At 39.4% G+C, this 13684-nt stretch carries 12 protein-coding genes and 1 pseudogene; 5 read left to right on the top strand and 8 right to left on the bottom strand.

The window, feature by feature from the left end; all coding sequences use genetic code 11:
* Nucleotides 1-514: 514 nt before the first annotated feature.
* Nucleotides 515-1262 (bottom strand): annotated as a pseudogene (locus ACP8HI_RS26315) (aminoglycoside adenylyltransferase family protein).
* A 138-nt stretch (nucleotides 1263-1400) separates the two neighbouring features.
* Here ACP8HI_RS26315 and ACP8HI_RS26310 point away from each other — a divergent pair.
* Together ACP8HI_RS26310 and ACP8HI_RS26305 are read left to right on the top strand one after the other, a co-directional pair.
* Nucleotides 1401-1763 carry a DinB family protein gene (locus ACP8HI_RS26310; RefSeq protein ID WP_438349023.1) on the top strand — a complete coding sequence of 121 codons (363 nt, stop codon included), beginning with the start codon at nucleotides 1401-1403 and terminating at the stop codon, nucleotides 1761-1763.
* Between the two features lie 229 nt (nucleotides 1764-1992).
* The gene (locus tag ACP8HI_RS26305; RefSeq protein ID WP_438349022.1) at nucleotides 1993-3186 is read left to right on the top strand and encodes a winged helix-turn-helix domain-containing protein; all 1194 of its coding nucleotides are present in this window, start codon (nucleotides 1993-1995) and stop codon (nucleotides 3184-3186) included.
* A gap of 492 nt (nucleotides 3187-3678) precedes the next feature.
* Here the strand turns inward: ACP8HI_RS26305 and ACP8HI_RS26300 are convergent, their stop codons facing one another.
* The 4 genes from ACP8HI_RS26300 to ACP8HI_RS26285 form a co-directional block, all read right to left on the bottom strand.
* Nucleotides 3679-4014, bottom strand: a complete 336-nt coding sequence (locus ACP8HI_RS26300) for a hypothetical protein (RefSeq protein WP_438349021.1) — start codon at nucleotides 4012-4014, stop codon at nucleotides 3679-3681.
* Between the two features lie 694 nt (nucleotides 4015-4708).
* The gene (locus ACP8HI_RS26295; RefSeq protein WP_438349020.1) at nucleotides 4709-4843 is read right to left on the bottom strand and encodes a hypothetical protein; all 135 of its coding nucleotides are present in this window, start codon (nucleotides 4841-4843) and stop codon (nucleotides 4709-4711) included.
* A 39-nt stretch (nucleotides 4844-4882) separates the two neighbouring features.
* The gene (locus ACP8HI_RS26290; protein WP_438349019.1) at nucleotides 4883-5098 is read right to left on the bottom strand and encodes a hypothetical protein; all 216 of its coding nucleotides are present in this window, start codon (nucleotides 5096-5098) and stop codon (nucleotides 4883-4885) included.
* Between the two features lie 204 nt (nucleotides 5099-5302).
* A complete protein-coding gene (locus ACP8HI_RS26285; RefSeq protein ID WP_068535889.1) occupies nucleotides 5303-5656 on the bottom strand; it encodes a hypothetical protein in 354 nt (117 codons plus the stop codon).
* Nucleotides 5657-6082: 426 nt separating this feature from the next.
* On the opposite strand from ACP8HI_RS26285, the gene ACP8HI_RS26280 reads away from it, so the two are divergent.
* Entirely contained in the window at nucleotides 6083-7300 is a 1218-nt protein-coding gene (locus tag ACP8HI_RS26280; RefSeq protein ID WP_438349018.1) for an IS110 family transposase, read from the top strand.
* A 441-nt stretch (nucleotides 7301-7741) separates the two neighbouring features.
* Entirely contained in the window at nucleotides 7742-8944 is a 1203-nt protein-coding gene (locus ACP8HI_RS26275) for an IS110 family transposase (RefSeq protein WP_438351776.1), read from the top strand.
* A gap of 145 nt (nucleotides 8945-9089) precedes the next feature.
* Here ACP8HI_RS26275 and ACP8HI_RS26270 read toward each other — a convergent pair whose 3' ends face one another.
* On the bottom strand, nucleotides 9090-9611 hold the full coding sequence (locus ACP8HI_RS26270) for a GrpB family protein (RefSeq protein ID WP_438349017.1): 522 nt from the start codon (nucleotides 9609-9611) through the stop codon (nucleotides 9090-9092).
* A 556-nt stretch (nucleotides 9612-10167) separates the two neighbouring features.
* The gene (locus ACP8HI_RS26265) at nucleotides 10168-10974 is read right to left on the bottom strand and encodes a phosphotransferase enzyme family protein (protein WP_438352001.1); all 807 of its coding nucleotides are present in this window, start codon (nucleotides 10972-10974) and stop codon (nucleotides 10168-10170) included.
* An 855-nt stretch (nucleotides 10975-11829) separates the two neighbouring features.
* Here ACP8HI_RS26265 and ACP8HI_RS26260 point away from each other — a divergent pair.
* The gene (locus ACP8HI_RS26260) at nucleotides 11830-13032 is read left to right on the top strand and encodes an IS110 family transposase (RefSeq protein WP_438351776.1); all 1203 of its coding nucleotides are present in this window, start codon (nucleotides 11830-11832) and stop codon (nucleotides 13030-13032) included.
* A gap of 202 nt (nucleotides 13033-13234) precedes the next feature.
* Here the strand turns inward: ACP8HI_RS26260 and ACP8HI_RS26255 are convergent, their stop codons facing one another.
* Nucleotides 13235-13489, bottom strand: a complete 255-nt coding sequence (locus tag ACP8HI_RS26255) for a hypothetical protein (RefSeq protein WP_438349016.1) — start codon at nucleotides 13487-13489, stop codon at nucleotides 13235-13237.
* Between the last annotated feature and the right edge of the window lie 195 nt (nucleotides 13490-13684).

The raw sequence follows: 13684 nt of genomic DNA, 5'->3' as shown, positions 1-13684 counted from the left end.
AAACCCATCACAGTATTAGTGTCCCCATGCAAATAAGTTTTCCACCCCCCCCGCCAATCCTTCTCCCCTCACTGCCACAAGGCTTCCAAGCCTTTCACTCTCCCTTTCCCCAAATCCAAAAAGTAAAATAAGTTTGAGCAATAGCCGAAAAAAACACGAGAAAATACAAATTTTCGAGGAAATCCCGAGAAAAAAACCGACCGATAATCAGGAGGAATACCTGGTTATCGGTCGGCTCAGTGGCAATCTTATTTTGATGAGTGGTTAACTTTGTGAGCGGAGTTGCAGACTCAAATGAAAGTCTACAACATCTTTTAGGTTTTGAATAAAGTTTGAGTAAAAGCATCTCCCAAGCCCATATTTTATGATAAATAAAAAGAATCCGTTTTGAAAAAATGATTGATCAAAATGGATCCTTTCTTTGTAAAGTATTGTATAATTTTTATGAAAAAGTTTGATTATTTTCTACTGTTGATCTTCAACAAACGCGCTCTTAAAAGGAATAAAATTTCAGTTAAGTGATAAGATAAGATTCTATAGAGTTTTTCATATGATTAACGAGTGACTTCGGTATCCAGTCCTTCCCACTTATCGATATGCTTTTCTGGCTAAGTTGAGTAATGTCGAATATTCTTTGGACAGACGAGATAAAGCCCATTCTGCAGCCACATCTTTTAGAGAAATTTCATCGATAGACACTGTTTGCCACATTCGAGCCAAGGTTAAAATCACATTACGCTCATCACCTTTGATACCCTCAATCAACCCAGGTAAAGACTCCTTAATCACTCTGGGGTCAAGAATATCTGAAGCATCAGGACCAAATAGAGAAATGCTATTCTTTCTCGCTTGTGCTAAAACAATAGCTAAATCAGGGTCATAGGTTGGTTCCTAGATTTGTCCTTTCTCAAAATCACTCCTGAGCCACTCACCATAGGTAAATTTATTTCTTGGTAGTTATCGCCAAGGCACAATATCGCTATAGTTTATAATCGTGACTTCAAGTGGTCTCACAGAATCTGCTTTCCCTATCTTTCCAGATATAAGCATTAGTCTATCTGTTAGTTTTTTTCGAGTTACTTCAGGTAAACTATGATTCGCGATCACTAGGACATCTACATCACTATTAATGTGTAAGCCACCATTTACTGCAGAACCAAATAGATATACCCCGACTATCGAACTTCCAAGCAACTCCTCTACGATTTTTAATGCTTACATCGCTTGTTTTTTGGTGTTTTTTCGTTACTCAAATCGCTCATCTCACTAACCTATTTGTTTGTATTCTCAAGTTTAGCGGTTACAGATGTTTTTTGCACACACTTTTAACAAGAACATACGTTTGTGTTTTTCCTTTCTATTTTGTATAATAAAATAGAAGTGAATGATAGAGGAGGAGTTTGGAAGGGCATAGTACACTTGGTTGGTTAAGCTGGCATTTAGTAGAAACAACAGGTTATTTTAGTCATTTAGCAGGTTTAACTGTACCAATGATTGGTCAAGATGAACCAGTTCCAGCGACAGCAAGAGAAATTATAGCAGCTTACGAAAAAGCAGCAGAGGCGGTCAAGGAAGAGGTAGCTAAGTTATCAGATGTGGACTTGCTAACAGAAACAGGCATTGCGAGTGTTGCAACAAAAGGTGCATTATTACGTTTCTTAATTGACCACCAAACACATCACCGCGGCCAAATGATGGTGCTATTACGTCAAGCAGGCTTACCAGTACCACCTGTGATGGGCCCAACAAAAGAAATGCAATAACGAAAAGATGCCCTCCTGGGTAGTATTACTTAAAGTTAGAGTTTTTATTATGCGGCTGATTGATTGTTTTGAGTTCGGTATTGCACTGGACTCGAGCCGGCCAATAAAAAGTCCACGAAACACCCCAGCGAGGACGTGAACAAATTTCCCTTCACGCCTTCGCTTTTCTTTTCCCCTCCATCCCACTCTGTAATATAATAAGAAAACTAAACTAGAGGTAGGTGCGCACATGATCCAATTAACAAACCGCCAGGCACGGCAATTTCTGTTGTTGAAACACGGACTTTTGGACGAATATAAATTTAGCGGGAAGCAGGGCGTATTGGACTTTACTCGGCAGGTTGGCTGTATTCAATACGACCCCATCGATGTTTGCGGAAAAAACGCCGAATTGGTGTTACAGTCGCGAATCAAAGGATTTACTAAGGGAATGCTCGCCGATTTGCTGTATGAGGATAGAAGCCTTGTCGATTATCCCGACAAGAACCTGGCCATTATCCCTGTCGAGGACTGGCCGTATTTTGAGCGATACAGGCAGGCCGCCCGACAACATGCCGAACGCTATCCCGAAATGGAAGCGTTGACAGCGCAAGTACGGGCTCATATCCAAAATCACGGTGCACTAAGTTCGGATGATTTAAAGTTGGATGGAGATTTCTCTTGGCAATCGGTAATCCACTGGAGCAGTGGAAACAATTCATCTCGATCAGTGCTGGAACAGATGTATTCGACGGGTGAGTTGATTATCCATCATAAAAAAGGAACACGTAAATATTACGATATAGCCAAGAAGTACATACAGCCAAATCTGCTGAGTGCATCAGAGCCGCTGGAAGATGAGCTTGAGCATCATAAGTGGCGGGTACTACGGCGAATCGGCTCGGTTGGTCTCTTATGGAATCGTGCGTCAGATGCATGGTTGAATATATGGGGGCTGAAAGCTGCACAGCGCAAAGAGGTTTTCCGCCAGCTATTACACGAAGCTCGCATTGTTGCTGTTGCCGTGGAGCAAATGAAGGATATGCTGTACTGCCTCGCGGAGGATTTACCGCTTATTGAAGCCGTTCTGCAAAATCAGGAGCCGAAATTGCGTTGCGAGCTTATTGCCCCGCTAGATAATTTCATATGGGACAGAAAACTTATCAACGAATTGTTTGACTTTGATTACACCTGGGAGATTTACACGCCTGCAATCAAACGAAAATTCGGCTATTATGTGCTGCCTCTATTATATGGAGAGAGCTTCATTGGACGAGCCGAGATTATCGCGGAGAGAAAAACTGGAACACTCGTTGTTAAAAACATCTGGTACGAGAACGGTGTGAAGCAAACAACACAATTGCGAACAGCTTTGAACAGTTGTTTCCAAAAGTTTGCGATATTCAACGGGTGTGAGACAATTTCGGCAGAGTCTATGAACTGATATTTCCTGTATTCTGCTCTTGCCTGAATGAGAGATTTCTGCACGCCCAGTCCCAGTCATCTATATTCGGTAAAGTAGTTGCTGCTACAAGAGTAGCAACTTCATTTACTATGTATTAAACTACAATTCAGTTAGCTCGAAAATTTTCCAGCCTCCTACACCATACATAACGACATTACTTTACTTAACACCATCTTTAATAAAATCAAGCAATCCAAAGCCTTTTACATGAACAGAAGCGAATGCTACAAACTCATCCTTTTCAAGGATGAGTTTGTAGCATTGTAATACAGTTCAAACACAAGCACCTAAACAGATCTATTTTGTAGCAAACTAAAGAACCCATTTCGAACAAAAATTGATCAAATTGGGTTCCTCATTCTATTAATCAGAAAAAACACACTTAGAAATTTCAATAGAATTAATTGAGATCTTAATCCAAGTTGCAACCTTTTATTTCTCATCTTTCTACTTTCGTTTATTTAATCATTACTAATTCCTTTCCTTTTCCCTACTTAAGTACTCTTCTAATTTGGGGATTATCTTTTTAAAATCATGCAATTGAACTGCACATTTTTTCTGTACTCTCCAAAGTATAACTGGTTCACCGTCTTCTAAAAATTCATCTATAACTTTTAAACACCGTCTAATTTGAAAATCTTGAACAGACTCGATTATTTCACTTAATAACTGATTTGTATAAGGCAATTTGAATACATGTCTCTTCTCTATTCTTTCAAGGATATTCAATCTCTTACCTATAGCTGAACGTGTAATTCTTACTGGTGTAGTCGCAAAATATAATCGTTCCCTCCCCCTTTCCCCCAAACCCTTGCCCCACCTGCCTTCCTCTCAATTCCTAATTTCTGTAGGCAAATATAGTCGTTCCCTAAACCCACTCCTTTTTTCTCATTTTATGTAAGAACTCTTGATTTTCAGCAAAATAAAGTCGTTCTCTGGAATATCAGAAATTAGGGATTAGGAATGAGGGACTTTCCCTTCTTTTCTTCAAGATTTCCCTCTCTCTTTTCACCCAGCATTTCCTCTCCTTTTTTCTCTCTTTCTTCTTCACCACCTTTCTAAAACCCTTTACTATCGGGCTTTCATCGAACTTTCATCCTGATTCCCCCCGCTTCTTCTCCTGCTTTTACTCCTGTTTTCCCTTTGCTTTCTCCCGCCCTTCTTCATCTAAAGAGATAAAAAAAACGAAGGAAATTGGATGGTTAATCCAGATTTCCTTCGTGTTAGGGAACAGTTATATTTGCCCAGGGAACAAGTTATTTTGCTGGAGAACGATTATATTTTGCGAATACATAGAAGCAAGAGATAGGGTTTGGGAATAAGTGGTAAAAGATTAAATAAGTTAATGAAAAAGAGCCATTGAGTTAATGGTTGAGAGCCATCATATTAATTGACGACTCTTAAGTAAGTTGTAACCGATATGTAGAAAATCACTTGCTATAGTCTCACATACAGTCTAAAGCTGTTATACAACGATTTAGATATATGTAAGACTGTTATTCTATTGAACTAACGTACCCGTTAGTTGAACCTTAGAGGTATCACTTAATTTACCATCGTAAAAATCTTCAATTCGGGAAGTGTTGCCTTGTAGATAGACAATTTTAACATACGCTTCAATCATTGAACTAAACAACGATCCAGACTCTTGGGCATGTCCATACTTACTAACTAACTATCGACATTGAACTATCATATCTTTTCCACAGTGATAACACTCTTGGTCCGTTTCAAAACCGTTATCAATTTCGTCAAAGTCTTTAGCACGAACTAATATCATTTTATAATCTTCAAAATCGCAGTGAGGGCAAATGAAATTGAGATCGACAAAAACCCCTGTTTCATCTTTATCACCCACTTTATAACTTTTTGCAATAGTTCCCTTTGACATAATTAGTCCTCCTTATTTATTAAAATTGTTAAAAAATGGTCACCACATTTTCTATTTTCGTATTTTTCCACTGTATTGGTAAATTGTAGCATATTTCCTCGTTTATGGAGTAGTAAAAATTATTATCACGTTTGCTCGTCTGTTACGTTAAACTGCCCGTTAGTTGAAAAAAGCCAGTGCGGTAGACCTTTCGGTATTGAACTATCACGTCAATCTTTCGGAGATAGTTTTACTTATTTCTTCAGGGTTTTTAACATCAATGATTAACTTTGATATTTTAAATTTACCAACAAGAAAATTATTCAAGTCAAAATGAAGGGTATCAACCTCATTATAAAAAAAGTAGAGATGATAACCTCCATTGAATCTAAATAATCCATTTCTTGTTCCTCCAAAAGAAGCACCATAAAGCTTGAAAGCATTTGGTATGGGTCTACCTGTTGTTATCCCCTTAATCGAAGAGTATGGAATTTGCAACCCGTTATCTAATTTTAAAAAGGGCGGATTTCCAAGATCGATATTTAAATGGGTTTCCATTAATTGAATTGTACGTTCCATTCGTTAGTCCACCATTTCATAAAGCTTTAGTATTTTTAAAATATATTTACATATTACACTATAGATAATCTTATTTATAGAATTTATTGAGCTAATTTACCCAAGAACTGAACATGCAACCGAATATTTCGCCGGTTGCATGATGGAATATTACATTATCCTGCCCGTTAGTCATACATGCAGCGCAAGCGCCGCACCACAGATGATGAAAATGGTTATATCTGTCAATACTGCTACTATGGCTGGGAGAGGAAGGTCGATGAACTATGGTGCCTTAGAGCCCATCCGTTAGTCTGACTCCAACGATCACGGTGCATCACAGATTGTCGCTCCCTATCTATTGGGAAGCACTCATGGGAGATTAATCCTACTCTGATTGTTGCACCAGCCTCTTTCTAATTTAGCCATAGAGAGGATATTTTTAAGATGGAAATCGTTATTGAACGAGCATGTGGTATGGATATTCATAAGGATAACATTACAGCATGTATTCTAACGTCGAAGGGAAAGGAGATTCAAACGTTTTCAACTAAAACGGTGTTTCTATTACAATTAATTGATTGGATTAAACAGCATGAGTGTACTCACGTTGCTATGGAAAGCACTGGCGTATTTTGGAAACCTATTGTTAATTTACTTGAAGCTGAAGGTATTGAATTTCTAGTGGTAAATGCTCAGCATATGAAAGCTTTGCCTGGACGTAAAACAGATGTCAAAGATTCAGAATGGATTGCAAAGCTTCTACGTCATGGGCTACTTAAAGCAAGTTTCATTCCAGATCGAAATCAACGGGAGCTTCGAGAACTTGTTCGATATCGTCGTAGTATCATTGAAGAAAGGGCTAGACAACACAACCGAATTCAAAAAGTGTTAGAAGGAGCCAATATTAAGCTCAGCTCTGTTGTGTCAGATATTATGGGTGTCTCCTCTCGTGATATGCTCCGTGCCATTGCTGATGGTGAAGATGATCCTGAGAAACTAGCGAACTTCGCTAGACGTACCATGAAACGAAAGAAGGATCAACTTGAACTTGCTCTACAAGGCTATGTAAACCCTCACCAACGGCTGATGATTAGGACCATTTTAACTCACATTGATTTTTTAAGTGAACAGATCGTAATATTAGATCAGGAAGTCGCTACGAGGGTAGTCCCTTTTCATGACAATGTCGAACGTTTAGATTCAATTCCTGGAATAGCTACTCGAATGGCAGAACAAATCTTAGCGGAAATTGGGACCAATATTAAGAAGCAGTTTCCCAGTGCTGCGCATTTATGCTCATGGGCTGGACTTGTACCTGGGCATAACGGAAGTGCAGGAAAGAGGAAATCTGCTAAAGCTAAAAATGGAAATAAATATCTGAAGTCCGCCTTAGTTGAAGCAGCTCATTCTGTTGCAGCGTCAAAGAACTATCTTGGTGCCATGTATAGACGAACGGCAGCGCGAAAAGGAAGGAAACGGGCAGCGATCTCTGTCGCGCATGCTATGTTAAGAATAGCCTACTATCTTTTAACACGTGAAGAAATGTATGTAGATCTAGGCGAAGATTATTTTGACAAACAGAAGCAACAATCTATTGTGAAATACGCAGTTCGACGACTAGAAAACTTAGGTTATTCTGTAACTATTGCAGAAGTCTCTTAATTCATTAATATACCAATATTCCTTATCTCGGGTGCTGTGACCTTCAAAAAAAATGAATGAACCGCGTCTTATTTACGTTTGCCTTTTTACAGTAACTGCAGATTTAATTTTCATGGGAGTTGAACGGATTTCCAGCAATGCAAAACAAGCGATGGATCGGTTCCACCGCTGTGCTATCGTGTCCCGTCGTATTATGAGGTTAGCCAGTTTTTACTGGTTGACCTCTTTTTGTTAAGTGGTGTAATAAAATAGTAGCCGGGGTTGAACGTTCGTGTCCCTGGGAACACATCCCGTCGCTAAAACTGTTCACCCCCTACTTGTAGAAACCATGTTTTGGCTGGTTGAGACCTAGATCTCGCATCACGTGCGATGCTGTGGAACTGCAAGCAGATGTCATAGGGGTTACCGGCAACCATACAATCAGAGAGGATGAAGAATATGATGCATCCAGTCATTGGTCTGGATATTTCAAAAGGTCAAAGCGAAGGTCAAGCATTCTTAAATAAAGGGCAACCTTACGGTAAAAGCTTCTCCTTTCTTCATACGCAGGAAGGGCTAGAGGAGTTATTCAACATGGTCAAGACCCTTCAAACGGATACTGGGGTTTCTCCTGCTGTCATTTTAGAATCAACAGGACATTATCACGAAGCAGTCATTCAGTTCCTTAAAGAACAAGAAATCCAATTCATTGTTGTGAATCCACTCATTTCTCATCAAGCGAAGAAATCTAGTCTACGCAAGGTGAAAACAGACGCGGTAGATGCCTACCAGCTCTGTGAACTGTATTACAAAGAGGAGTTCGAGGTTCACAAACAGAGGGACATTCAGCTCTTAGATCTTCGTCATTTAACGAGGCAGTTTGAGTCCATCACGGATATGTATGTTCAAGCTAAATTGCAATTCCAAGCCGTCTTAGATCAAGTCTTTCCGGAATATCGAGGTATCTTCGGTGATCTCTATTCTAGAATTTCACTGCTTCTGTTAAAGGAATTTCCCACGTCCGAGATCATTATAAAATCTGGAGAAGCCAAGCTCACGGATCGAATTGCATGTCTTTGCCCAAGCCGTTCTGACCGTTGGGCAGAAGAAAAGGCATCGCTCATTATGGTTGCAGCGATTAGCAATCCCTTTCAGAAAATAACGTATCAGAGCCACCTCATTAGCCTTAATTTATACGTGGATTTACTGCTTCAGTATCAAGTGCATCTAGCCTATTTGGAAGAGCAGATTGATGCCCTTGCTACTGTAGTAGAAGAATATTCAATTATCCAATCGATTCCCGGTATTGGCAATAAAATCGCGGCAACGGTTTTATCTGAAATCGGGGAAATCCATCGGTTTAATCATCCGAAGAAGCTAGTCGCCTTTGCAGGTATTGATCCGAGTGTATATTCATCCGGAAAATTTACGGCAACGACAAATCGAATCACGAAACGTGGCTCCAAACGACTACGGCATACCTTGTATCTTGCTGTTTTGTGCGGGATTAGACGTTCTGGAAGCAAGAAGTTAAGAGCATTCTATGATAAGAAACGTAGTGAGGGAAAACCCTACCGAGTAGCAATCATTGCTTGCATGAACAAGCTACTCCATTGGATTTTTGCCGTTTTGACACGTAAAGAACCTTTTTTAGATATTGTCTAGAATCCAAAACAATCATCTAGAAGAAAAGCCTTCCAGCAAAAATAGGAAGGTTATTACGCATGCCCTTTTAGTATAACGCTAGAGCTAAAAAAATTTAAGAGAAATATATTGACAAGATATTAGCTGGTTTTAGCGTAATAACATATTAATTATTTTCTTGGTTTTTACAGTACCAAGATAGTGCAAGTTGTTCCATTTCCATAACAAATGTTTTTTTTGCTGGGCTATATTCACTTGTGTTTTCAAAACGTTCAGCTAATTCTTCCTTAAACCGACTGTATCTTGCTACTTCTTCAGGATGACATCTCAGATAATCTCTAAATATAAGATGCCGTTCAATTTGTGGGTTTTCTGTTTGATAAAAATGAATGTGATGAGTCCTTTCTTCACCACCCTTTCGGAATAACCTTCTACCAGGGATGCCCCAATCTCCAGCCACATCATATCCGAGCTGATTCATTTTATCGTTATGTAAATCAACATTGTTTATGTCTTTTACAATACACATCATGTCAATTACAGGCTTCGCTTGTAAGCCTGGTATTGAAGTGCTTCCAAAATGCTCGAAACGTACGATTTCATCCGTAAATATAATTCTTAGAAAATCAGCTTCATCTTGATAAAGCTTTGCCCAATTCTCATTAAAATCGCTGAGTCTTACTTTCATTCAATACCCTCCTAAAGAATCCAAATTATAATTATAATTCCACATTCGTTTAAGCAATCCTGCCCGTTAGCTTAACAACAAAGCACTAACATTTGTCTGATTAAGATAGTAGACTTCCCACGAATACCACCCAAGATTCGAATAAGACTAGGGCAATAGAACCGAGAATTGCAATTGTTGATTGCGAGGCTGATCTCCAATTTTTTATCCCTCCTAGACCCATCACACTTAAAAAGAACACGATAATCGACGCACTCAAGATGACGTAATGTCGATTAAATGGAATTGATGGTAGAGGTATAAAAATTGCTACCCAGCAAAACAACATTAATAACATAGACCATAAGTTTAGTTTTGCTACAATTTTCATAAACCCTCCTTAATCCTTGGGACTAGAATTGTTATGTATTCTATAATGATTAGACCATAATTTAAAATAATAGGTTTCTCTATCCTGCCCGTTTGTTGAGCGAATAGCGCTGAAATATGAATAAAAGGTGGGATCCACCCGCCGCGCTCGTATCCGTTTACTTTAAGTTTGCCGAGGCTAATAAACCTACAATTCGAATTCGCATCCGTCATAAGGTAGATCTTTCTGGATGAGTTCGACCGCATTGAGGATTGCACTTTTTTGGGACTCAGACAGATGATCCTCGTTTCCGTCCCAACCGCTGAGCCACCAAAAGAATGAACTTATATTTCTGTAATCCATAAGCATGGGAATTTGTTGAATCCAGTACCTCTCCAAGTGGTTATGTTTCAAATAACCAGTTAGAAACTCAATCAAGAACTGTTTTGCAAACTCATTTTTTGAATTCCGATCATTATTTGGTGAACCCCACCAGACTGCATGGGTAGCTGCAACTCCAATATCAAGCGCAAACCACCCGTATATCGAGTCGTCAAAATCAAAAACCGTTATATCGCCCTGATCAATAAGGAAGTTATAGGGATGGAAGTCATAATGTATCAATCCGTAAGATTTATCGTCTTTAGGGAGGGAGGAAATCTTGCCTTCAAGGGATCTTAATTTATCAAGGAGAAACCGATAATTTCCTTCTTGCAGGTGAGGGTTATTGATTTTTGCTGGACCCCACTCCGTTCTTTTTAAACTTGGGTCATCAGGTTTGTAAGATTTCGTGAGCCAATGAATTTCTCCCATCAATTCTCCCCATTTATGAAACAAGGAGGGGCCCCACATTTGCGGATCTCTGTCAAAAAAGATCCCTGGTGCCATTTGAAAGGCCGTCGCAATTACCCATTTCCCATTCTCATTGTAAACGGCAGTTAATTGTCCATCTGTTGTCGTAATTGGCAACGAAGCTTGTATTCCGTTCTCGACTAAATAGCGCACCCAGTGAATTTCCGTTTTTAATGTTGTTCACATAATCAAATGGCTTTTCTGATAATCGTAAGATGTATGAAGAATCATTTTTTGTAAATCGGAAAACCTCATTAGTTGAATTACTGATAGAAGCCAAGGTTTCCGCGTTAAATCCAAAGGATAAAGCCGCTTTCGCTAACATCTCCTGACTAGCCATATGGAACCGCCTTTTCTCTTTTTAGTTTATATAATACATATTTTCTACAAAACTCTTAAAATTCCTTTTTTTCTAAACATTACTGCCCGATAGTTCAATAACAGCCAATTATAATTTTTTCTTTTGTTTTCTTTCAATAAATATCCAACTGTAATATATCAACCATAATGTAATAGGAGCTAAAAACACATAAGATCTCTGATTTGCTGGAAGAAAGTAAAATAAAGTTAGCCCAATTATCAGCATAGGTGGCATTAGAATAAAATACTTCTTTTTATGCACGTTCTTCCCCTCCCTTTTGTTTAATACTAACAAAAATCCCATCCTCTTGTGCAACTATCCTGCCACTTAGCGGAAAAGACCTGCCGACCTATTGCTGTCGGCAAGTCTTCCCCTGATGTTTATTGAGCTATCGTGTCCCGTCGTATTATGAGGTTAGCCAGTTTTTACTGGTTGACCTCTTTTTGTTAAGTGGTGTAATAAAATAGTAGCCGGGGTTGAACGTTCGTGTCCCTGGGAACACATCCCGTCGCTAAAACTGTTCACCCCCTACTTGTAGAAACCATGTTTTGGCTGGTTGAGACCTAGATCTCGCATCACGTGCGATGCTGTGGAACTGCAAGCAGATGTCATAGGGGTTACCGGCAACCATACAATCAGAGAGGATGAAGAATATGATGCATCCAGTCATTGGTCTGGATATTTCAAAAGGTCAAAGCGAAGGTCAAGCATTCTTAAATAAAGGGCAACCTTACGGTAAAAGCTTCTCCTTTCTTCATACGCAGGAAGGGCTAGAGGAGTTATTCAACATGGTCAAGACCCTTCAAACGGATACTGGGGTTTCTCCTGCTGTCATTTTAGAATCAACAGGACATTATCACGAAGCAGTCATTCAGTTCCTTAAAGAACAAGAAATCCAATTCATTGTTGTGAATCCACTCATTTCTCATCAAGCGAAGAAATCTAGTCTACGCAAGGTGAAAACAGACGCGGTAGATGCCTACCAGCTCTGTGAACTGTATTACAAAGAGGAGTTCGAGGTTCACAAACAGAGGGACATTCAGCTCTTAGATCTTCGTCATTTAACGAGGCAGTTTGAGTCCATCACGGATATGTATGTTCAAGCTAAATTGCAATTCCAAGCCGTCTTAGATCAAGTCTTTCCGGAATATCGAGGTATCTTCGGTGATCTCTATTCTAGAATTTCACTGCTTCTGTTAAAGGAATTTCCCACGTCCGAGATCATTATAAAATCTGGAGAAGCCAAGCTCACGGATCGAATTGCATGTCTTTGCCCAAGCCGTTCTGACCGTTGGGCAGAAGAAAAGGCATCGCTCATTATGGTTGCAGCGATTAGCAATCCCTTTCAGAAAATAACGTATCAGAGCCACCTCATTAGCCTTAATTTATACGTGGATTTACTGCTTCAGTATCAAGTGCATCTAGCCTATTTGGAAGAGCAGATTGATGCCCTTGCTACTGTAGTAGAAGAATATTCAATTATCCAATCGATTCCCGGTATTGGCAATAAAATCGCGGCAACGGTTTTATCTGAAATCGGGGAAATCCATCGGTTTAATCATCCGAAGAAGCTAGTCGCCTTTGCAGGTATTGATCCGAGTGTATATTCATCCGGAAAATTTACGGCAACGACAAATCGAATCACGAAACGTGGCTCCAAACGACTACGGCATACCTTGTATCTTGCTGTTTTGTGCGGGATTAGACGTTCTGGAAGCAAGAAGTTAAGAGCATTCTATGATAAGAAACGTAGTGAGGGAAAACCCTACCGAGTAGCAATCATTGCTTGCATGAACAAGCTACTCCATTGGATTTTTGCCGTTTTGACACGTAAAGAACCTTTTTTAGATATTGTCTAGAATCCAAAACAATCATCTAGAAGAAAAGCCTTCCAGCAAAAATAGGAAGGTTATTACGCATGCCCTTTTAGTATAACGCTAGAGCTAAAAAAATTTAAGAGAAATATATTGACAAGATATTAGCTGGTTTTAGCTCAACCGTTATTTATGATACGGTTCCCCGTACAGTATTAAAGCACAAAGTATTGTCTAACCAAATAATTTATATATCTGTATAATGATGAAGCCACCATCGATTTTCTAAAATCGCATTGAACTCACGATACAGTTCTTCCCGTACCAATCCGTTGCCGAGCAAACAACAATGGGCAATGCCCTCCATCGCACCCTCATACTCCAGCAACAGCGGATATAATTCTGGCGGTAGTGTTTCTTGCAACTTACCCTGTAAGCTGATCTGCTGGAGTCTAGCCACGCTAATTTCCGACAATTGATTAATCACTCGAATGTGTTTCATGAAAAAGGATAACTTTGCCCAATCTGGTATACGACATCTCATTTCTCTTTTTCACTTAACTTCAATCGGTTCCTTGGACTTGATAATGTTGCATCCCGAATTTCCTTTCGGCGTGTTTTCAAGGTATTATCATCATTTAGCTATATTTTTTTGTGCATGAAAAAGCATCTACAGCGACGGTGGCTGTAGATGCGA

This window comes from Paenibacillus sp. FA6 (assembly GCF_051550225.1).
Classification (GTDB): domain Bacteria; phylum Bacillota; class Bacilli; order Paenibacillales; family Paenibacillaceae; genus Paenibacillus_AQ.
The sequence above is the reverse complement of the archived record's forward strand: the minus strand, read 5'-3'. Positions and strand labels throughout refer to the sequence as shown.